Source organism: Burkholderia pyrrocinia, from assembly GCF_003330765.1.
Classification (GTDB): Bacteria; Pseudomonadota; Gammaproteobacteria; order Burkholderiales; family Burkholderiaceae; genus Burkholderia; species Burkholderia pyrrocinia_B.
The window spans coordinates 2,578,708-2,599,799 of sequence record NZ_CP024903.1; the positions used below are offsets into that span (position 1 = coordinate 2,578,708).

Annotated in this window: 19 protein-coding genes and 1 pseudogene; 8 read left to right on the forward strand and 12 right to left on the reverse strand. The window is 68.7% G+C overall.

Going from position 1 to position 21,092, the window contains the following annotated elements:
- Positions 1-30 precede the first annotated feature (30 nt).
- Positions 31-882 carry an NmrA family NAD(P)-binding protein gene (locus CUJ89_RS29350; protein ID WP_114180783.1) on the reverse strand — a complete coding sequence of 284 codons (852 nt, stop codon included), beginning with the start codon at positions 880-882 and terminating at the stop codon, positions 31-33.
- Positions 883-1,044: 162 nt separating this feature from the next.
- On the opposite strand from CUJ89_RS29350, the gene CUJ89_RS29355 reads away from it, so the two are divergent.
- Positions 1,045-1,968, forward strand: coding sequence for a LysR family transcriptional regulator (locus tag CUJ89_RS29355; protein WP_114180784.1), 924 nt, complete (start codon positions 1,045-1,047; stop codon positions 1,966-1,968).
- Between the two features lie 31 nt (positions 1,969-1,999).
- On the opposite strand, the gene CUJ89_RS29360 is transcribed toward CUJ89_RS29355, so the two are convergent.
- The 5 genes from CUJ89_RS29360 to CUJ89_RS38095 are packed head-to-tail and all read right to left on the reverse strand — an operon-like array spanning position 2,000 to position 6,964.
- Positions 2,000-2,764 carry an ABC transporter ATP-binding protein gene (locus tag CUJ89_RS29360; protein WP_114180785.1) on the reverse strand — a complete coding sequence of 255 codons (765 nt, stop codon included), beginning with the start codon at positions 2,762-2,764 and terminating at the stop codon, positions 2,000-2,002.
- Positions 2,761-3,618, reverse strand: coding sequence for an ABC transporter ATP-binding protein (locus tag CUJ89_RS29365; RefSeq protein ID WP_114180786.1), 858 nt, complete (start codon positions 3,616-3,618; stop codon positions 2,761-2,763). The genes CUJ89_RS29360 and CUJ89_RS29365 overlap by 4 nt, the downstream gene beginning before the upstream one ends.
- Positions 3,619-3,629: 11 nt before the next feature.
- Positions 3,630-5,441: an ABC transporter permease gene (locus tag CUJ89_RS29370; RefSeq protein ID WP_114181620.1), complete on the reverse strand. Its 1,812-nt coding sequence runs from the start codon at positions 5,439-5,441 to the stop codon at positions 3,630-3,632.
- A gap of 34 nt (positions 5,442-5,475) precedes the next feature.
- Positions 5,476-6,669, reverse strand: coding sequence for an ABC transporter substrate-binding protein (locus tag CUJ89_RS29375; RefSeq protein ID WP_114180787.1), 1,194 nt, complete (start codon positions 6,667-6,669; stop codon positions 5,476-5,478).
- Positions 6,670-6,682: 13 nt separating this feature from the next.
- Positions 6,683-6,964: a hypothetical protein gene (locus CUJ89_RS38095; RefSeq protein ID WP_161556567.1), complete on the reverse strand. Its 282-nt coding sequence runs from the start codon at positions 6,962-6,964 to the stop codon at positions 6,683-6,685.
- Positions 6,965-7,024: 60 nt separating this feature from the next.
- Here CUJ89_RS38095 and CUJ89_RS29380 point away from each other — a divergent pair, with 60 nt between their 5' ends.
- From CUJ89_RS29380 to CUJ89_RS29395, 4 genes are read left to right on the forward strand one after another with little or no spacing between them, the layout of a single operon-like run.
- On the forward strand, positions 7,025-8,038 hold the full coding sequence (locus tag CUJ89_RS29380) for a LysR family transcriptional regulator (RefSeq protein ID WP_114181621.1): 1,014 nt from the start codon (positions 7,025-7,027) through the stop codon (positions 8,036-8,038).
- The gene (locus CUJ89_RS29385; protein WP_114180788.1) at positions 8,035-9,459 is read left to right on the forward strand and encodes an NAD(P)-binding domain-containing protein; all 1,425 of its coding nucleotides are present in this window, start codon (positions 8,035-8,037) and stop codon (positions 9,457-9,459) included. The genes CUJ89_RS29380 and CUJ89_RS29385 overlap by 4 nt, the downstream gene beginning before the upstream one ends.
- A 45-nt stretch (positions 9,460-9,504) precedes the next feature.
- Positions 9,505-10,035, forward strand: a complete 531-nt coding sequence (locus CUJ89_RS29390) for a CMD domain-containing protein (RefSeq protein WP_114180789.1) — start codon at positions 9,505-9,507, stop codon at positions 10,033-10,035.
- Complete coding sequence (locus CUJ89_RS29395; RefSeq protein ID WP_114180790.1) at positions 10,032-10,625, forward strand: peroxidase-related enzyme; 594 nt, start codon at positions 10,032-10,034, stop codon at positions 10,623-10,625. The genes CUJ89_RS29390 and CUJ89_RS29395 overlap by 4 nt, the downstream gene beginning before the upstream one ends.
- A gap of 44 nt (positions 10,626-10,669) precedes the next feature.
- Here CUJ89_RS29395 and CUJ89_RS29400 read toward each other — a convergent pair whose 3' ends face one another.
- Positions 10,670-11,101, reverse strand: coding sequence for an Lrp/AsnC family transcriptional regulator (locus CUJ89_RS29400; protein ID WP_006753967.1), 432 nt, complete (start codon positions 11,099-11,101; stop codon positions 10,670-10,672).
- 294 nt (positions 11,102-11,395) lie between these two features.
- Here CUJ89_RS29400 and CUJ89_RS29405 point away from each other — a divergent pair, with 294 nt between their 5' ends.
- Together CUJ89_RS29405 and ctlX are read left to right on the forward strand one after the other, a co-directional pair.
- A complete protein-coding gene (locus CUJ89_RS29405; RefSeq protein ID WP_114180791.1) occupies positions 11,396-12,475 on the forward strand; it encodes an ornithine cyclodeaminase in 1,080 nt (359 codons plus the stop codon).
- Between the two features lie 59 nt (positions 12,476-12,534).
- Positions 12,535-13,536, forward strand: coding sequence for a citrulline utilization hydrolase CtlX (gene ctlX / locus CUJ89_RS29410; RefSeq protein WP_114180792.1), 1,002 nt, complete (start codon positions 12,535-12,537; stop codon positions 13,534-13,536).
- 133 nt (positions 13,537-13,669) lie between these two features.
- Here ctlX and CUJ89_RS29415 read toward each other — a convergent pair whose 3' ends face one another.
- The 4 genes from CUJ89_RS29415 to CUJ89_RS29430 form a co-directional block, all read right to left on the reverse strand.
- A complete protein-coding gene (locus tag CUJ89_RS29415) occupies positions 13,670-16,432 on the reverse strand; it encodes an Hsp70 family protein (protein WP_114180793.1) in 2,763 nt (920 codons plus the stop codon).
- A 5-nt stretch (positions 16,433-16,437) separates the two neighbouring features.
- Positions 16,438-18,279, reverse strand: a complete 1,842-nt coding sequence (locus tag CUJ89_RS29420; protein ID WP_114180794.1) for an Hsp70 family protein — start codon at positions 18,277-18,279, stop codon at positions 16,438-16,440.
- Complete coding sequence (locus CUJ89_RS29425) at positions 18,276-18,863, reverse strand: DUF2760 domain-containing protein (RefSeq protein ID WP_114180795.1); 588 nt, start codon at positions 18,861-18,863, stop codon at positions 18,276-18,278. Before CUJ89_RS29425 ends, CUJ89_RS29420 begins: the two co-directional genes overlap by 4 nt.
- A 260-nt stretch (positions 18,864-19,123) precedes the next feature.
- Complete coding sequence (locus CUJ89_RS29430; RefSeq protein ID WP_114180796.1) at positions 19,124-19,516, reverse strand: Rrf2 family transcriptional regulator; 393 nt, start codon at positions 19,514-19,516, stop codon at positions 19,124-19,126.
- A 210-nt stretch (positions 19,517-19,726) separates the two neighbouring features.
- Between CUJ89_RS29430 and CUJ89_RS38380 the strand changes: the two are divergent.
- Positions 19,727-19,876 (forward strand): annotated as a pseudogene (locus tag CUJ89_RS38380) (IS256 family transposase); the annotation flags it as partial.
- Between the two features lie 124 nt (positions 19,877-20,000).
- Here the strand turns inward: CUJ89_RS38380 and CUJ89_RS29440 are convergent.
- Positions 20,001-21,074, reverse strand: a complete 1,074-nt coding sequence (locus CUJ89_RS29440) for a nucleotidyltransferase domain-containing protein (RefSeq protein WP_152036673.1) — start codon at positions 21,072-21,074, stop codon at positions 20,001-20,003.
- Positions 21,075-21,092: the final 18 nt, after the last annotated feature.

Sequence of the window (21,092 nt, forward strand, 5' to 3'; positions counted from 1 at the left end):
CGCCCCCGCGCGCAACGATGCGGTCGCCGCTCAGCGCCAGCGTCCGACATGATCCGCAGCGAACTGCTCGAACGGAATCGGCGCCCGCCCCAGCAGCGTCCGCACGTCGGTGCTGACGGCCGCCGCAGCGCCGGCCGCGATCATCCGGTTCAGGCTCATCAGCGTATCGATCGACCACGCGTCGACGCCCGCGTCGCGCATCGACGCAATCGCCGCGTCGTCCGCCACCGCCACGTACTCGACGCGACGCCCGAGCACCGCGCCGATACGCGCCGCGACATCGGTGTTCGACAGTGCCGCATCGCCGGTCAGGTCATAGGTGCGGCCGGAATGATCGGCCGGATGCAGCAGGATCGCCGCATCGACGGCGGCGATGTCGCGCACGTCGACGAACGACGCCCTGCCGTCGCCCTGCGGCAGGTACAGCGCGCCCGCGCGGATCATGTCCGCATAGAACGTCACGAAGTTCTGCATGAAGCAGTTCGGCCGGGTGATCGTGTACGCGATCCCCGACTGAGCGACGAGCCGGTCGATCTCGCCCTGCACGCGCCCGATCGCGAACGGCGAATCCGGATCGGCGCCCGCACCCGACGAGCGGACAATGTGCCGGACCCCGGCCGCCTTCGCCGCGGCGACCGCATTGCCGGCCAGCGTGACCATGTCGGCCTGCAACGGCAGCAGCAGGAACAGCGTGTCGACGCCCTGGAACGCGCCGGCGAGGCCGGCGGCATCGGCGAGATCCGCGCGGCGCGTTTCGACGCCGTCGACCGCCCTGCCGCTGTTCGAGCTGGCGATCACGTCCGCGCCGGCCGCCTTCAATTGCGCGACGAGTTCGCGCCCGATCGTTCCGGTCGAGCCGGTCACGAGAATGGTGTGGGACATGAGGTGCCTCCTGATCGCAAAGGGAATGCGCGCCGCGCCGGCGTGGCCGGGCGTGGCCGGCTGCCGGAGCACGACGCGACGAACCTCATCCTAGTCGCCCCGATTCATGCCGGGTAGGCCATAATCTGTCGAATCAATTTCAACGATCCGGATCGAATCGCGATGAACGATCTGCGTGTGCTGGAAAGCTTTCTGAGGACCGTCGAGGCGGGCAGCTTCTCGGCGGCAGCCGGCCGGCTGGGCGTGACGCCGGCCGCCGTCAGCAAGCATGTCGCCCGGCTGGAACGCAGTCTCGGCACGCGGCTGTTCCGCCGCACGACGCGCAGTCTCACGCTGACGGAAGCCGGCGAGCGCCTGTACGCGGAAACGTCGGCGGCGGCCCGCGCGCTGAGCCAGGCGATGGCGACGCTGACCGAGCGCGATGCGCGCCCCGCCGGCACGCTGCGGGTGAGCGTCGCGCCCGGGTTCGGGCGCCAGTACGTGCTGCCGCTGATGCCGGCGTTTCTCGAACGCTATCCCGACCTCCGGCTCGACTGGAGCTTCGAGAACCGCCACGTCGATCTCGTGAAGGAAGGCTTCGACGCGGCGATCGGCTCCGGCGTCGAGGACGACGCGAACGTCGTCGCACGCGAACTGGTGCCGATCAGGCTGCTGACCGTCGCGTCCCCCGCGTATCTGGCCAGGCACGGCGCACCGGCGACGCTGGCTGATCTGGCGCACCACGATTGCATCCGGCTGCGCTCCGCGACGACGGGCCGCGTGCGCGACTGGGCGTTCACGGTGGACGGCGAAACGGTGACGGTGCCGATCGACGGGCGCGTCGTGCTGACCGACCTGGACGCGATCTGCGATGCGGCCGCGGCCGGCTTGGGGCTCGCGCGGCTCGGCGTGCATCACGTGCTGCCATATCTCGACGACGGCCGGCTCGTCAGGGTGCTCACGCCATTTCCGGCGACGGCCGGCACGATCCACGTGTACTACGCGCACGCACGCCTGACGCCGCCGAAGGTTCGCGCGTTCATCGAGTTCCTGACGACGTCGTTCGCACGAAGCGACTGGCGTGCGCGCGTCGACGCATTCGATTGACGGCTGCTTCGGACGTGCGGCACGCTGCGCACTACGCCGCCACCGCCTCCCCGCCCAGATACGCATCGCGCACGCGCTCGTCGTCGAGCAGTGCTTTCGCGGGCCCTTCGAGCACGACGCGCCCCGTCTGCAGCACGTAGCCGTAATGCGCGATCTCCAGCGCGAGGCTCGCGTTCTGCTCGACCATGAAGACCGTCACGCCCTGCCGGTTGATCGCGTCGATCAGTTCGAGCACCTTGTCGACGTAGAGCGGCGACAGCCCCATCGTCGGCTCGTCCATGCAGATCAGTTTCGGCCGCGCCATCAGCGCCCGCGCCATCGCGAGCATCTGCTGCTCGCCGCCCGACAGCGTGCCCGCGCGCTGCGCGAGTCGCTCGCGCACACGCGGAAACAGGTCGAGCACGCGTTCGTAGTCTTCAGCCACCGCCGTGCGGTCGCCGCGCGTGTATGCGCCCATCAGCAGGTTCTCGCGCACGCTCATGTCGCCGAACAGCCGCCGCGCCTCGGGCACGGCCGCGATCCCGCGCCGCACGCGCTGCGGCGTCGCGAGCGCCGTCACGTCGTCGCCGTCGAAACGCACGACGCCGCGACGCGGCCGCATCAGCCCGAGAATCAGCTTCATCGTCGTCGACTTGCCGCTCGCGTTGCCGCCGAGCAGGCTGACAATCTGCCCTCGACCGACTTCGAAGTTCACGTCGAAATGCACCTGTACCGGCCCGTAGAACGTGTCGAGGTGTTCCAGTTTCAGCAGCGCATCGGTCATGGTCGTATCGGGTCCGGAAGAAAGCGCGCTCATGCGGCCACCTGCGCCGCGAGATCGACCGGCGCACCGCCCGCGTGGCGGCGGCCGAGGTACGCTTCGATCACGCGCGGATCGTGCCGCACGTCGCGCGGCGCGCCTTCGGCGATCTTCACGCCGTTGTCGAGCACCATCACGCGGTCGGATACGCGCATCACGAGTTCGAGCTTGTGCTCGATCAGCAGGATCGTCAGGCCGCGCGCCTTCAGCGACTGGATCAGTTGCAGCATCTCGGCCGTCTCCGTCTCGTTCATCCCGGCCGTCGGTTCGTCGAGCAGCAGCAGGCGCGGATGCAGCGCGAGCGCGCGGCCGATCTCCACGCGCCGCCGGTTCGCATACGACAGGCTGTGCGCCGGATGATCGATGCGCGGCGTGAGCCGTTCGCCGAACCCGGCGACGATCGCGCGCGCCTCGTCGCGCAGCGCCGCTTCCTCGCGCCGCACCGACGCGGGCCGCACGAGCGCGCGCAGCACCTCGGCCGCCGCACCGAGCGCGGGCCAGCCCGGCCGCGCCGCGCGCAGCCGCGCATGCGCGCCGATCAGCACGTTGTCGAGCACGCTCAGGTTGCCGAACACGCGGCCGTGCTGGAACGTGCGCGCAATGCCGAGCGCCGCGAGCCGTTCGGGCGCCGTGCCCGTGATGTCGCGGCCGTCGAACGTCACGCGGCCGGCATCGGGCCGGTCGGCGCCCGCAATCAGGTTGAACAGCGTCGACTTGCCGGCGCCATTCGGCCCGATCACGCTCAGCAGTTCGCCGTCGGCAAGCGTCAGGCTCGCGCCGTCGAGCGCGGTCACGCCGTCGAAGCGGCGCGTCAAACCCTGCACGTCGAGCAAGGGTCGGGGGGTAGTCATCGCATTCCTCCTCACACCGTGCCAAGCAGGCCCTGCGGCCGGAACCGGACGAGCAGCAGCAGCACGAGGCCGTAGATCAGCATCCGGTAATCGGCCGCCCAGCGGAACAGCTCGGGCAGCCCGATCAGCGCGATCGCGCCGACGATGCCGCCGAGCACGTTGCCGAGCCCGCCGAGGATCACCATCGTCAGCGCAAGGATCGACACCTGCGAATCGAAGGTCTGGTGATTGATGTAGCTGTACAGATGCGCGGCGATGCCGCCGCTCACGCCGGCCGCGACGCCGCCGACCGCGAACGCGATCGCCTTGTAGCGGTTCGGCGCGATGCCGTGCGCGCGCGCGGCGACATCGTCCTCGCGCACCGCGCGCAGCGTGCGGCCGAGATGCGAGCGCAGCAGCCGCACCTGCACGAGCGCGAACACGACGAGCACCGCGAACGTGAACCAGTACGCGGCGCGCGCGGTCGTCGCCCACGGCAGCGGCGCGATGCCGGCGATGCCGAGCGGGCCGCGCGTGAGGCCGTCCCAATTCAGGATCACGAGGCCCACCACTTCGCCGATGCCGAGCGTCGCGATCGACACGTAGTGCCCGCGCAGCCGGAACGCCGGATAGACGAGCAGCGTGCCGAGCACGGCCGTGATCGCGCCCGCGCACGGGATCGTCACGGCCGGCGACCAGCCGAGATCCGACGACAGCAGCGCCGACGCATACGCGCCGATCACGAGCAGCGCGGCAGACCCAAGCGATATCTGCCCGACCGTGCCCGCGACGAGCGTGAGGCTCAGCGCGAGCAGGCCGTACAGCCAGGCGTTGGTCAGCGTCTGCAGCACGTACGGCGACGCGCCGAGCCACGGCAGCACGGCCGCCAGCACGAGCAGTACGGCGAGCACCGGGCGCGGCACGCGCACGGCCTTCGCGGCCGCGAGGAAGGTGCCCGTCATCGGCTCGGGCGGCAGCGCGCGGTTTGCGCTGAACAATCCGTTCGGCCGCCACACGAGGAACACGATCAGCAACCCGAACGCGAACAGGTCGCGATAGCTCGTGCCGAACAGCGCGACGCCGTAGCTTTCGACGAGACCGAGCAGCAGGCTGCCGGCGATCGAGCCCGGCACGTTGCCGAGCCCGCCGATCAGCAGCGCGACCACGCCCTTCAGCGTCGCCTGGAAGCCCATCGCCGGATCGATGCTGTTGTAGTACATGCCGACCAGCAGCCCGCTCACGCCGCCGAGCGCGCACGCGATCGCGAACACGGTCTGGTTCACGCGGTCCACGTCGACGCCCATCTGCAGCGCCGCGTCGCGATCCTGCGCGGTCGCGCGCACGGCCCAGCCGAGCCGCGTGAAGCGCAGGAAGCCGTACAGCAGCGCGGCCGCCGCGATGCCGATGCCCGCGATCAGCAGGTCGAGCGAGCCGAGCGTCGCGCCGGCGATCCGCACGTGCCAGTCGGGCAGCGGCGTCGGCACCGCGCGCGGGTCCGCGCCGAAGGCGAGCTGCGCAAGCTGGTCGAGGATGAAGCTGATGCCGATCGTCGCGAGCAGCGGCGCGATCCGCGCCGCGTGGCGCAGCGGCCGCAGCCCGATCCGCTCGATCGCGACGCCGAGCGCGCCGCAGCCGACGACGACCGCCGCGAGCGCGACCGGCAGCGGCAGCCCGAAGCGCGTCAGGCACAGCCAGCCGATGAAGGCGCCGACCATGTAGACCGAGCCGTGCGCGAAGTTGATCAGGTGCGACACGCCGAAGATCAGTGCGAGCCCGACCGCGAGCAGCGCGTAGATGTTGCCGACGATGAGGCCGTTGAGCGTGTAGTCGAGCCAGGAAGCCATCACGATGCGTCCGTCACTTGCATGCGGTTCGGAATCAGCGCGCGGCGAGCGGCGGCTTCGCGCCATCCCACAGCGCCCACTGCCCCTGCTTCACGACGAGATACACGGTGCGCGCACCCGCGACGCGGCGCGTCTGCGGATCGAAGCGCACCTTGCCGAAGATCACGCTCGGCACGTCGCCGACCTTCGCGAAGCCGTCGTGCGCGGCCTGGCGCGTCGTGCCGTAGCGGCGCAGTACCTCGGCCGACAGGATCAGCGCGTCGTACGCGCGCGCGACGAACGAATCGGGATCGGCGTGGAATTTCGCGCGATAGCGCTGCACGAACGCCTGCACCTCGGGGCGCGGTTCGGCCGGGAAAAAGTTCGATTCCGTATAGACACCGTCGACGGCCGCGCCGCCCAGTTCGAGGAATTTCGGCGAATACACGGAGCCGACCGCCGCGATCGGCAGCACGACGCCCGACGTGCGCGCCTGCCGCACGATCTGTGCGCCGTCCGCGTAGTACGAGATCAGCACGATCGAATCGGGCTTCGACGCACCGATCCGCACGAGCGTCGAGCGGAAATCCTTCTCCGCCGGCTGGTAGCCTTCGGCCGCGACGACCTGCGCGCCGAGCCCGGCCACCGCCTTCGCGAAGATGTCCTTGCTGGTGCGGCCCCAGTCGGTGTTCAGGTACAGCACCGCGATCCGCTTGAAGCCGAGTTCCTTCACCGCGTAGCGCGCGAGCAGCGGCTGCTCCTCGGCCTGGCTCAGCGCGGTGCTCCACAGGTAATCGCCACCCTTCGTGAAATCCGGATGCGAGTTCGTGAAGCCGAACTGGACCAGTTGCCCGCGCTGGTAGATCGGCGACGCGGCCATCGACGTCGCGCTGGAGAAATCGCCGAGCTCGATCGCGATGCGCGGATCGGCGACAAACTTCTGCGCGATCGCCACCGCCTGACGCGGGTCGCTGCGGCTGTCCTGGAAGTCGACCGCGAGCGGCCGGCCGTGAATGCCGCCGCTGCCGTTGATCTCGTCGAGCGCGAGCTCGAAGCCGCGCTTCCATTGCTCGCCGTATTGCGCGTCCTGGCCCGTGAGCGGCCCGCTCACGCCGACCACCACCGGCTCGCCCGACACGCCCGCCGCGAGCGCGCCGCCCGTCGACAAGCCCCATGCGGCGGCGAGCGCCGCCACCGTGCCCAGCACGCGCCGCCATGCGCCGCGTGCGTCGTTCCCCGAAACGTTCATGCGTCCCCCAGCTTCAGCCAGTCGAAAAGAGTGAGGGCATGTAACCATCCGGTTCAGGACGATCCAACGAAGTTTTGCGCATATCGATATCGCGCGCGGCGCGAAGCGGATGACGCTCGCGCACGGCCATCCGCATGCGGCGCATCGCGCGGTGCATGAACATGCATCGCATCGCGTTGATTCGATTGGCGTTTCGCGCGCGGCGCCGCGGGAAACCGATGCGCATGCGTGCACGGCCGGCCGCCGCGACGATCGTGCGCTTCGCAGTTTTCGCGCTGTCGATAGCAAAAATCATTATATGAATCGCGCATGCTCGCACTCCTACAATGCGCAAATCGCATCATCGGAACGCGTCATGGAGCTGCATCAACTCGAAGCCTTTTCCGCGGTCATGTCGGCCGGCAGCGTGACCGGCGCGGGCGAACTGCTCGGCCGCTCGCAGCCGGCCGTCACGCGGCAGATCCAGGAGCTCGAAGCCGATCTCGGCTACGCGCTGTTCGACCGGCACGGCCCGCGCGTCACGCCGACGCGGCGCGCGTTCCTGCTGTACGACGAAGTCGAGCGCTCGCTGGTCGGCCTGCGCGCGATCGAGGCACGGGCGCGCGCGCTCGGCGACGCAACCGCCGAACCCGTACGCATCGCGGCGACGCCATCGCTCGCCGCCACGCTCGTGCCGGCCGCGCTCGCCGCGCTGCCCGACGGCGCGCTGGCGCCGCACTACCAGCTGCGCAGCGAGTCGGCCGAGCATGTCGTGCACGAGGTGCTGGCCGGCACTGCCGATGTCGGCGTCGTCACGCTGCCGATGGCGCACGCGGGGCTCGACCTGCACTGGATCGCGCAAACGCCGTGCGTCGCCGTGCTGCCCGCCGGCGATCCGCTCGCGGCGAAGCCGCGCGTCGCGCTGCGCGATCTCGCGCGCCGCCGCATCGTGACGGTCGCGAACCGGCACCGGCTGCGCCAGCGGATCGATGCGGCGTTCGCGGCCGCACGCGTCGATACGCGCGTGTTCCTCGAAACCAATGCGTCGCTGAATGCGGTGATGGCCGCGCGGGCAGGCATCGGGGTCGGTATCGTCGATCCGGCCACGGGTGTCGCGCTGCCGGTGGACGGTGTCGTCGCGCGCCCGCTCGACGTCGACATCCCGTTCGCGTTCGGCGTCGCGACGCCGGCCGGCAAGACGCGCACGGCGGCCGTCGACGCACTGCTCGACGCGCTGCATCGCACGACGCGCGCGCTGCTCGACGACGTGATCTTTCACGAAGCCGCCGCGCACGACGCGCTGCTGCGCGGCGACCGGCTGCGCAGCGATCGCCCACCGCGCCCGCAACGCACGACACGTACGCGCCGCACGCGCCCGGAGGCCGCATGACGACGCCGCTCGACACCCTCGAAGCACGGCTCGCGCAGGACCTGCGCTGGCTCGACCTGCCCGCGCCGTCGTGGGTGCCGCCGCGCGAGGCCGACGGCGCGCGCGTGCTCGACGTCGCGATCGTCGGCGGCGGCATGGCCGGGCTCGCGGCTTCCGCCGAACTGCGCCTGCTCGGCATCGACAACCAGTGCGTGATCGATTGCGCGCCGGCCGGCTACGAAGGGCCGTGGGTCACGTTCGCGCGGATGGACACGCTGCGCTCGCCGAAGCAGCTCGCGGGCCCCGCGCTCGGCCTGCCCGCGCTGACGTTCCGCGCCTGGTTCGAAGCGCAATACGGCCGCGACGCATGGGATGCGCTCTACAAGATCCCGCGCACGCAATGGATGGATTACCTGCGCTGGTATCGGCGCGTGCTCGACCTGCAGGTGCGCAACGACACCACGCTCGTCGCGCTGCGCCCGCGCGACGACGGGCTGCTCGCGCTCGATGTGCGCGGCAACGGCGAAGCCCAGACCCTGCTCGCGCGGCACGTCGTGCTCGCGACCGGCCGCGACGGACTCGGCGGCCCGTACCTGCCGCCCGTCGCGCAACGCGCGCCGCGCACGCGCTGGGCCCATTCGTCGGAGCCGATCGACTTCGCGGCGCTCGCGGGCAAGCGCGTCGGCGTGGTCGGCGCGGGCGCCTCCGCGTTCGACAATGCGGGCACCGCGCTCGAAGCCGGCGCGGCGCGCGTCGACCTGTTCTTCCGCCGCGCGGACATTCCGCGCATCAACAAGCTGACCGGCATCGGCAGCCCGGGCCTCGTGCACGGCTATGCCGATCTCGACGACACGACGAAGTGGCGCTTCATGCACTACGCGTCGACGTCGCAAACACCGCCGCCGCGCGACAGCGTGCTGCGCGTGTCGCGCCACGCGCACGCGCACTTTCATGCGGGCAGCCCGATCGAGACGCTCGCCGAACGAGCGGACGGCCTCGCCGTGACGACGCCGCGCGGGCGCTACACCGTCGACTTCCTGATCTTCGCGACGGGCTTTCATTCGGACTGGACGACGCGCGCGGAATTCGCGTCGTTCGGCGCGCACGTGCGGCGCTGGAAGGATCGCTATCAACCGGAACCGGGCACGTGGCTCGACGAGCTCGCCGAGTCGCCGGACCTCGGCCCCGCGTTCGCGTTCCAGGAACGCGAGCCCGGCGCGTGCGCGGCCGTCACGCGAATCCATTGCTTCAACCATGCGGCGAGCCTGAGCCACGGCAAGCTGTCCGGAGATATCCCGGCGATCAGCGCGGGCGCCAAGCGGCTCGCGCGCGGCATCGCGAGCCGGCTGTTCGATGCTGACCGCGATCGCCACTACGACGCGCTCGTCGCGTTCGCGAACGCGGAACTGCAGGGCGACGAATGGCGCGACGCCGACGCGTGAGCGCGCGTCCATCGATCACATTGACGACGAAGGGAAACCGAAACGATGACTGAATCCATCACGCCGGCCGCTGCGCCGGATACGATCGACGCGGTGGCCGGCCTGCACGACGGCGATACGGTGGCCGCGCTGCGCCGCGCGCGCGACAAGGTGCTGCTCCATACGCGGCTGAGCGAAACCGCGCTGTTCGATCGCGCATTGCCCGATCTTTCGCTGGTTGAAAGACTGCATGCGGCGCGGTATGTCGCACTGCGATCGAACGCAAAGGCGCTGGCTGCAACCTATCGTGCGCGGTTGATCGAAGCAGGCGGCACCGCCGAGGACATCGCGCGCGCCGACGCCGATACGTTCGCCGCGCTTACCCCGCGCGTCGGCGCGATCCTCGCTCATGCGCGGCTATTGGCACAGGCGCCCGCCGACGCGCGCCCGTCCGATCTCGACGCGCTGAAGTCGGCCGGACTCACGACGCCCGCGATCGTCGCGCTGTCGCAACTCGTTGCGTTCGTCGCGTATCAGTTGCGCGTCGCGGCGGCTGCGCAAGCACTCCAGGCGCGCGCTGCAAAGGAGGCCGCATGACGACGACCGCCCACGGCTTCACGTCCGACACGCTCGGCTGGCGCGCCTGGCTCGACACGGTACCGCTCGATGCCGCGACGCCCGATCAGCTTGCGGTGCTCGAAGCGAGCCACCCGCATGCGAAAACATCCGACTACTACCTGCTGCTCGTCCATCTGCCCGAAATCCTGCGGCAGCGCTCGGGCGTATTCAACGCGATCATGTACGGCCCCGGCGGGCTGTCGCGCGCGGAGCGCGAGCTGGCCAGCACGGCCGTGTCGCGCGTGAATGGCTGCGTGTATTGCGCGTCGGTGCATGCGCAGCGCTTCGCGCAGCTCGCGAAACGCACCGATGCGATCGAACAGGTGTTCGACGATCCGGCGACGGCCGGCACGACAGCACGCGAACGCGCGATCGTGCGCTATGCGATCGCGCTGACCGAGCGTCCCGATACGGTCGATGCGAACGATATCGCCGCGCTTGAAGCCGAAGGGCTGACGCATGAGGACATTCTCGACCTGTCGCACGCGGTCGCGATCTTCGCGTGGGCAAACCGGTTGATGCTGACGCTGGGCGAGCCGGTGTTTCCGGAGCCGGCGGCCAACGCCTGACGCTCGGGCAAGCAAACAGAGGCGTAACGCTGGCCCGGCCCGCGTTACGCCTTGTGCGTCGACAGCAAAATGCTCGTCTCGGTACTCGCGATGCCGTCGATCAACCGGATCGCGCCGAGCACGCGATCGAAATGCTCGAGCGAATCGGCATGCAGCTCCGCGACGAGATCCCAGCGCCCGTTCGTGCTGTGGATCGACGCGACGTTCGGATGCCCGCGCAGCACCTTCACCACCTCGGCGCCGCGATTGCCCTGCACCGCGATCGACATCAGCGCGCGGATCCGGTGCCGTTCGGCCGCCGGCTTGAGCCGCACCGTATAGCCGACGATCACGCCGTTTTTCTCGAGCCGCGTCAGCCGGTTCTGTACGGTCGCGCGCGCGACGCGCAATTCCTTCGCCAGTGCGACGACGGGCAGTCGCGCGTTGTCGCGCAGGAGCGCGATGAGCTGCCGGTCGACGTCGTCGAGCGTAATCATGAACGGGCCTTCCTGTTGAGCGTGAGCCGGCCGCCAGCGTGCCGGAGGTTGCGCATTCCGGCCAGCACCGACCTGCCAAACTGCCGGAATGGGCTGGCATTTTGTCATGCCTCTTGATAAATCTGCCACTTTTGCTGTCTATTTGTTGGCTCCGCTCGGGGAAATAATGACTCCATCGACCGGCCGACACGCCGCGCCGCCGCTTTTCAGGAAGCCCGAGCCCGCGCCGAAGCACCGCCCGGTCGACCAGAACGCCAGGACACCCGTACCGGCAATCAAAATGGAGACAGACCGATGACTCGCTTCCTCGACGTTCCCGCCACCGCCCGACTGATCGCCAAAACCGGCGTCACGACGTTCCTGAGCGAACTCGTCGACACGCTGCGCGCCGATTACCTGCACTGGGCCGATTTCGACAAGTCGCCGCGCGTCGCGTGCCACTCGCGCAACGGCGTGATCGAGCTGATGCCCGTCGCGAACGCGTCGCTGTTCGCGTTCAAGTACGTGAACGGCCACCCCGTCAACGCGGCGCGCGGGATGCACACGGTGATGGCATTCGGCGCGCTCGCCGAAGTCGATACCGGCTACCCGCTGCTGCTCGCCGAACTCACGCTGACGACCGCGCTGCGCACGGCCGCCACGTCGGTGCTCGCCGCGCAGGCGCTCGCCCGGCCCGACTCGCGCACGATGGCGCTGATCGGCAACGGCGCGCAGAGCGAATTCCAGGCAATCGCGTTCCACACGCAGCTCGGCATCGACGAAATCCGCGTGTTCGATGTCGATCCGCTCGCGACCGACAAGCTCGTGCAAAACCTCGCCGCGTATCCGGCGCTGCGCGTCGTGCGCGCCGCGTCCACCGCCGACGCCGTGCGCGGCGCCGACATCGTGACGACCGTCACCGCCGACAAGGCGTACGCGACGATCATCACGGCCGACATGATCGAGCCCGGCATGCACGTAAACGCCGTGGGCGGCGATTGCCCCGGCAAGACCGAACTCGAAGCGGGCGTGCTGCACGCGGGCCGCGTGTTCGTCGAATTCGAGCCGCAGTCGCGCATCGAGGGCGAGATCCAGCAGATGCCGGCCGATTTCCCCGTCACCGAGCTGTGGCGCGTGCTGCAGCGCGAGACGACCGGCCGCGAACGCGCGGACGAAGTCACGGTGTTCGACTCGGTCGGCTTCGCGCTCGAGGATTACTCGGCGCTGCGCTACCTGTACGCGCTCGCGCAGCAGCACAACGCGGGCGTCGAGATCGCGCTGATTCCGCCGGCCGTCGACCCGAAGAACCTGTTCGCGCTGATCGACGACCCGGCCGCGATCGCGCAGGGTCACGCGGCCTACGTCACCGAAGCCGCCGCCGCGTTCGCGCGCTGACCGTCATCCCCGGGCGACCGGTGCGCCGCCCGGCTCCTTGCCCTCCGCCTCTACTGTTCATGAATCTCGTATCGATCCAGGCGCCGGCCGCCGTCGTGATGATCCGGCCCCACCGCTTCCTGCCGAACCCGCAGACCGCGGCCGACAACGCGTTCCAGCGCACCGCCGGCGGCGGCGCGGGCGACCCGCCGTCGGTGTCCGCCGCCGCGCGCGACGAAGTCACGGCCGCCGCGCAGACGCTCGCCGATGCGGGCGTGCGCGTGCACGTGTTCGACGACCACGGCGAGCGCGACACGCCCGACTCCGTGTTCCCGAACAACTGGTTCTCGACGCATCCGGGCGGCCACGTCGCGCTGTATCCGATGCACAGCCCGAACCGCCGCCGCGAGCGGCGCGCGGACATCGTCGAGATGCTGAAGGCCGAGTATCGCGTGCAGGACGTGATCGACTATTCGGGGCTCGAATACGACGACGTGTTCCTGGAAGGCACGGGCGCGATGGTGCTCGACCACGTCGCGCGGATCGCGTACACCGCGCGATCGCGTCGCGCCGATCCGGTCGCGCTCGAACGCTTCTGCACGCACTTCAATTTCGAGCCGATCTGCTTCGATACGGCCGATGCGGACGGTCGCCCGATCTATCACACGAACGTGATGATGAGCGTCGCGACGGCGTTCGCGATGGTCGGCCTCGACCTGATCGCCGACAGCCGACGCCGCGCCGAGATCGCGCAGCGGCTGACCGAAACGGGACGCGCGGTGATTGCGCTCGAGCCGTCGCAGATCGCGAACTTCGCGGGCAATACGCTGGAATTGTCGGGAAGGAACGGGCGGGTGCTCGCGCTGTCGCGACGAGCGTTCGATTGCCTCACGCATGACCAGCGCGCGACGATCGAGCGCTCCGCACGGCTGCTGCCGCTCGACGTGCCGACGATCGAACTGGCCGGCGGGTCGGTACGCTGCATGCTCGCGGGGATTCATCTCGCGCGGCGGGCAACCGCGCAGGAGGCGATCGCCGTGGAATCGGCCGCATCGCCACGCGAGACGACGCCGCAGCGCTGACCGGCAGGCTGGCAAAGCGCAAACGGCTGCCGATGCGATGCACCGGCAGCCGTTCCCGTATTCGAAGGGTGTTGAATCGACAACGCCACGAAATGCTCCGGCATCCGAACGATACCGGAGCACACCGCACCGCTCACCCGGCCAGCAGCTTCAACCCGGCCGGTAGCGTTTCGCCGAACACGCGCACCGTATCGGCTTCGTCGAACGCGATCGCCTCGCGCACCATGTCGATCCATGCCGACGATGCATTCGCGGCCGACAGACGCCGGATCACCGCATCGCGCGCATCGTCCGGCAGGTCACGCGAACGATCGCCCGTCATCCGTGCAATCTGCGCGGCCGCGAATGCGGCCGGCTCCACCTGCTTCCAGTCGAGCGCGAACAGCGCGTCGAGCCAGCCGTTCGCCACGTCGGCCGGCACGACACTGTGTGCGCTGCCGTAGAACGGCCGGCGCGCGCCGATGCGCCCGAGCGCCCATGCACACAGCGCACGCTCGGCCGGCTTCTGCAATTGCGCGATCAGGCGCTCGGCCAGTTCGACCTTGCGCTCGACGGGCAGCCGTTCGAGCGACGCGGACAGCCGCGTCATGTCGGCCGGGCCCACCTTGCCCGGATCGAACGGCAGCTTGCGTCGCTTGTCGTCAGACGGTTCGAGGAACGCGATCGCGTCGCGCACCTGCGTCTGCGCATCGTCGTCGAGGCCGCCGGCCACGCGCCGCCACAGCGTCCACCATTCTGACCACACCTGCGCGTCGTTCACGTATTGAATCCCGTCGTCGAACAGCGGCCACAGCTGCTCGATGCGCCATGCATCGAGCGGATGGCCGAAGCCCGGACGCAGGCAATAGCCGGCGAGGTTCAGCCACGCGCGCTCGTGATCGGCGGAGCGCCGGCGTCGCCGCGCACGCGCGAGCAATGCGTCGAACAGTTCGCGCGCGAGCGCGACGTCCCACGCGTCGCGCGGGCCGAGAACCTGTTCGAGTTGCGCGCGCAGCCGGCGGGTGTCCTTCGGCGTGACGTCCGCGGCCTTGCTGCCGAACGAGCGCTCGATCAGCTCGATGGCGTGGTCGAGATGCGGATGCCGCGCGAACGCATCTTCGCCGCCGTGCGCCGGCGCGTCGCCGCGCAACTGGAATTCGAGCCGCCAGCGGCGCGCCGCGTCGTCGGTCGCGATGCAATGCATTTCGAGCGTGCCGACCTCGGTCAGCGACGCCGTGAGCTTCACCGGCGTTTCGCGCGCGTCGCCGCCCGCCTGCCGCTCGACGACCGTCGCGATCGGCGGCAGCCGCACGAAATCGCCGCCGTCGAGTTCGACGAGATCGCCGGGCCGGTACGCGGTCTCGGCCACGGTCGAAACCAGGTGGAAGCGTACCGGCTGCCCGAGTTGCAGCGCGAACGTGCGATCCTCGAGCCGGATCTCGCGGCCCTCTTCCGCGCCGCGCGGCAGCAGGCAGACGCCGCGCGCGGCCGAGTCGGCGGCGCCGTCGTCGAGCACGAGGAAATAGCTGCGCGCGGAACCCCCGCCGATGCGCGGCGCATGCCCGGCACGCGCGAGCCCGTAGGCCACCGCGCCGCGCGCGACTGCCACGTCCGGATGCGCGTTGTGCAGCACGTCGAGCGGTGCGCCGCGCCACGCGCCGAGCGTCTGCGCGAGACGGCCGGCGAGCGCTCCCGCGCGAAACACGCCGCCGTTAAGCAGCAGCGTGTCGGGCAACGGGCCTTCCGCATGACGGTTCAGGAACGCGGCGACGTGCCGCGTGACGGCCGGGTCGCTCGCATACGGCAGCCCGAATTCGACGATCGCCGCGCGCGCGCGGCGCGGCAGTTCGCCGGCCTCGACCTGCGGAAAAAAGCCGTCGACGACGATCTGCTCGACTTCCTGCCGCGTCAGCTCGGCCGAGCGCGCGCCACCGACGAGCCGGCTGCCCGCGCCGAGCAGCGTGACGGTGACGGAGGCCGGCGCGTCGTCGCCGAGCAGCCGCTCCTTCGCCGCGCGGCAGCGCTCGACCAGTTGCGACAGGCTCGCGGCCGACAGCCGCGTGCCGGGCTCGGTCAGCCGCGTCTCGACCAGGCGCGCGAGCGCGAGGTCCATGTTGTCGCCGCCGAGCATCAGGTGATTGCCGACGCCGACCCGCGTGAAGGTCGGCTCGCCGTCGTTGCCCGGCGCGACATCGACGAGCGTGAGGTCGGTCGTACCGCCGCCGACGTCGCAGATCAGCACGCGCCGCGCCGCGGCGAACGTGTCGCGCAACGTGTCGCGCTGGCCGTACAACCAGTCGTAGAACGCGGCCTGCGGCTCTTCCAGCAGCCGCAGCGCGGGCAGCCGCGCCCGCCGCGCGGCCTCGACCGTCAACGCGCGCGCGCCGTCGTCGAACGACGCAGGCACCGTCAGGATCACGTCCTGCTTCGCGAGCGGCGCGTCGGGAAAGCGTGCATCCCACGCGTCGCGCACATGCGCGAGATAACTCGCGCTCGCGTCGACCGGCGACACCTTGTCGACGCCGTCGGCCGCGCCCCACGGCAGGATCGCCGCGAGCCGGTCGACCGATGCGTGCGACAGCCAGCTCTTTGCGCTCGTCACGAGCCGGCCCGGCACTTGCGCGCCGAGCGTGCGCGCGTAGCGGCCGATCACGGCCGGCGGTGCGTCGACTGCGTTCGCTTTCGCGTTTGCTTTCGTTTTCGCATCGGCCGCCCACGGCAACCGCAGCGCGTCCGGCGGCAGTTCGCCCGCCGCCGGGTGATAGCGCACCGACGGCAGCAGCGGCTGCGCAGCCACCGCGCCGGGGCCGACCAGCTGCTCGACGTCGAACACGCGGATCGCGTCGGAACCGGCCTCGACGTATGCGACGACCGTATTGCTCGTGCCGAGGTCGATGCCGACCGTATAACGCTTCATCGCGCTCAGGCGGCGCCGCGCACGTCGAACTCGACCTTCCAGCGCTCGTTCGTGCCGCTCGGGATCGCCTCGAGTTCGAGCGTGCCGGCTTCGGTCACGCGCGCATGCAGCTTCACCGGCACGATCTCGCCGACCGTGCGCCCTTCGGCAGGCAGCGTCGCCTGGATTTCGTCAAGCTCCTGCAGCTCTTCCGGCGACCAGTAGTCGAGCAGCGTGCCGACCTGGTCCTGGCGGCGCACCGACGAACCGAAGAAGCGGAACTGCACCGGCTCGCCGACGACGAGGCCGAACTCCTGCGGCGGCAGCGCCGCGTCCGAGCCTTCCTCCATCCCGAACGGCGCGACGCACAGCGCCTGCACCGGCGGTTCGAGCCCCGGCACCGCGGGCATCGCCGATTCAATCGCGACGTAGTACGCACGCGCCGTGCCGCCGCGAATGCGCACGCCACGGCCGCGCTTCACGTAGCCGTAATAAGCCGCGCCGCGCGCGACCGCGAGATCGAGATCGGCGCCTTCGAGCAGGCGCGCGGGCGGCGCGCCTTCGGCGGCGAGCCAGCCGTTGAGCGTATCGAGTACGCGCTGCGTGAGCAGCGTCGACTTGAACACGCCGCCGTTGAACAGCACGGCGGTCGGATGCAGGAACGTCGCGCCCTGCGGCAGCGTGCGCTGCACGCCTTCGAGCGTGTCGAGCGCCGCGACCTGGCGGCCAAGGAACGCCGCGAGATGGCGCGTGATGCCCGCATCCTGCGCATACGGCAGGCCGAGCTGCGTCAGGCCGACGCGCGCGCGGCTCACCGGGCGCGCCGCCTCCTCGACCTGCGGGAAGAAGCCTTCGAGGATCGTCTGCGTGAGTTCCGCGCGCGTCAGCTCCGTGCGGATCGACCCGCCGATCAGCTTCGAGCCGCGGCTCGGCACGACGAGCGGCACCGCGTCGGTCGTCGGGTCGGACAGCAGCGTTTCCTTCGCGGCGCGGCACGCGTACGTGAGCGCGCGCAGTTGCCACGGATCGGCCTGCGTGCCCTGCTGCGCGAGCTTGCGCGCGACGATGTGCGCCAGCGCGAGGTCCATGTTGTCGCCGCCGAGCAGGATGTGCTCGCCGACCGCCACGCGATGCAGTTCGAGATTGCCGTCGCGCTCGACCACCGCGATCAGCGACAGGTCGGTCGTGCCGCCGCCGACGTCGACGCACAGGATCAGGTCGCCGACCTGCACCTGCTTGCGCCAGCCGCCCTGGCTCTTCTGGATCCAGCTGTAGAGCGCCGCCTGCGGCTCCTCGAGCAGCGTCATCCGCGAGTAGCCGGCGGCGCGGGCCGCCTCGGCCGTCAGTTCGCGCGCGGCCGGGTCGAACGATGCGGGGATCGTGACCGTCACGTCCTGATCGGCGAACGGCGCATCGGGATGCGTGTGGTCCCACGCTTCGCGCAGGTGCGTCAGGTAGCGGATCGAGCTTTCCAGCGGCGACACGCGCGACACCTCGGGCGGCGCATCGCTCGGCAGGATCGCCGCGCGGCGGTCGACGCCCGGGTGGCACAGCCAGCTTTTCGCGCTCGACACGAGGCGGATCGGCGTGCCGGCGCCGCGGGTGCGCGCCATCTCGCCGACCGCGAAATTGCGCGACGCCGTCCACGGCAGCGTCAGGTCGCCCTGCGTCAGCTCGCTTTCATGCGGCACGTACAGGAACGACGGCAGCAGGTCGCGCGATTCCAGCGCGCCGGGCGCGGTGAGCTGCGCGATCGGCAGCACCTGCTGCGTGATTTTTTCGCCGTCGCTCGCGGCGCTGTCGACATACGACAGCGCGCAGTGGGTCGTACCGAGGTCGATACCGATCGAATAGCGCGGATCGCTCACAGTTCCACCTCCGCCGGTGCGACCACCGATGCGTCGTGGCTGCCGGTCAGCTTCGGCAGGCGCACGTCGGCCACGCGCCAGCCACGATGGCTGACGGTGCCCGTGAACGGCGCCGAGCCGACCACGTTGCCCGTCACGCGCACGGCCGTCGCGTCGAAGCCGGCCGGCAGCGTCACGCGGTTGCCTTCGGCTTCATCGCGCACCGGCACGATCGTGAAGTGTTCGCGCAGCGCGGCGCGGCAGCCGTCGTGCACGAGGCGTGCGGCCGCGCCGATCTCGGCGTCCGCGTAGCCGGCGATGTCTTCCTCGACGAAGTCGATGAAGCGCGCATCGCGCTGCAGCAGGCCGAGCAGTTGCAGCGCGGCCTGCGGGCTCGCTTCGCGCAGTTCGGGCGCCGGGGCTTTCACGGGCGCAGGCGCGGGCGCCGCGGTCTGTGCGGCCGCGGGTGTCGGCGCGACCGGGGCCGGGGCGCCGTCGCGCACGCGCAGCACGCCGGCGGCGAACTCGCGGTTGCCGAGCACGGAGAAGAACGTGCCGACGGCCAGCGACAGCCGGCCGAAGAAGGACAGGTTGGATTCGGGCATGGGGTCTGGACTCCTGTGGGCTCGCGACACGGCGAGCAATCTTGCCTGGGCGCCCGGTGGCGGCGTGCGCAACGCGCATTGCCGCCGCCCGGCGCGTGATTCGAACGCGCCCTCGCGGGTGCGGAAAACCCGTATTTTGCCCTGTGGCGGGCGAACACGGCAGAAGTTGGGGGACAGAACATCTCGGCGCGACGGTTTGGGCCGTGCCGGATTGCGCCGGATTGCACGTCAGGCGCGATCGATCGTGATGCTGCGGCGCGTCAGCGCGTGTAGCCCCGCAGCGCGGCCTTCGCTTCGAAATCGCGCGACAGCATGCCGAGCGTGACTTCGCCGAAGCGCGCCAGCAACGATGCTTCGGCATCCTTCAGCGTCGCCGACAGATGCGCGTTGACGGCCTGTTCGACCAGGCACTCGGGCGCATCCTCGGGCACCAGGTCGGAAAACAGCGGCGGTTCACCCACCGCGCGATAAACGTCGAGCAGCGTGATGTCGTCGAGCGCGACGCTCAGCACCCAGCCGCCGCCGTGCCCTTTCTCCGACTGCACGTAGCCGCAGTCGCGCAAGCCGCCGAGCAGGCGCCGCACGACGACCGGATTCGTGCACAGCATCGTCGCGATCGTCTCCGACGTCAGCGGGCCATCGGCCTGGTCCATGTGGAGATTATCGCCTTCTAATAAAGAGCATGGGATTGCAAGCCGTCAAGGAATTGTCCGTTTGATAGGGCTTATCATATTCCACATCGAAGATCTCCAGCCCAATCTCGCCAAATATCGCGTCCAATTCCTCGAGTATGTACAGCCAAACAATGGGATGAAACACTTTCGATCCGTGCGCCCACGTCACAACGAATTCATCTACATAGGTTCCCGAGCGATGAAGCCGCCAGCAAACTGCTGTATCTGGCCTTGCGCAACATCGAAAAGGATTGGAAGATGCCGCCTATCACTTGGCAGCAAGCGGTCAATCAATTCGCCATCCTGTTCGGTGAGCGATTCACCTCCGCCATCAGCTGAGATTTTTAACCGGCCTCAAGCACACGAAATTCCTGACACGTCCGAAATTTTTCACATCGATAAAGAGCAATTATCTTGATTATCCCATCGGAACAGCAGATATCTCATTCAGATTGAATATATTTCATACACCCAACCTCACCATAATCTTCTGCAGTTTCTTTCTTAGAAGGTTTTCCGGCACAACATCATCCCGGCCACGGGCCGATTCATATCGAACATAAGCCTCGATACCCTCGACCACTCGATCTTCAGAAAATCCAAGCAACCTCAAACCCACAGCATTGGCAACTTCCATCGGAATTTTAAATGCCGAACGCCGAGACAGACATAGAACATCCTTATCATTCAGAAAAATACCAACTGGGAATTCAAGCGCGGGGGGTTTTAAAAATCTCTCGACATCACCTACAGTCATCCAACCTGGCCAGAAATCCGAAAACGCAGCCAAATACTGACACAAAGTCGAATAGGCAAATACCTGCCCGCTCCAAGCCGACAGCGAGGTTAAACCTCTTCCCTCCAGCATGCGTCCAGAGAGAAGCGCGGAGATAGAATCTTCAACCAGCGCCAGGCAATCCCCTTTTAAGCTGCGCCGAATCCGCGCCATCCTGTACTTTTCACGAAAATAATAGTCACCAAGCGAGCTAAGCAGCAGATCAACACTATGCTCAAGGTGAATTCGGCAGCGTATTCTGAGATCATCCTCATGAAGAGCGTCGTCGAACGCTCCTTTCACGTCCGAGAAGCTCTTGATGGCAAGCGACTTTTGAAATTCGGCAAGGTCCGCGACGAAGTCCTCGAGCCGGGCTTGCCCGAATTGCGCCTCATAGGCGTCATGCCCATGGATCGGCCGGGAAAACAGCAGCCTTCTTCTTGCGTCAAGCTGCCAGAAGTATGCTGCCCCCGCAGCTCCCTGCCGGCCCATCCTGATCATCATTGAGAAATCCTGCTGGCCAAAAACCATCGCCTCGACCTTTACGCCCGCCACGACCAGGACGATGTTCTTCGACTTTCTTTCACCGTCGTGAACGACAACAAGATCGACATCCGAAGCCGATGATGCCAAGCCCTCCGAGAACGACCCGCCCATCAAGACAAACCGAACCTCCAGCCCCGTGCGTTCCGCTTCGCGCAAAATGGCCGTCAGCACATCTCGTTCAATAAAATTCGTGTCGACAATATTTCTATTTTTCAAGATCTGAATATCTCTTCC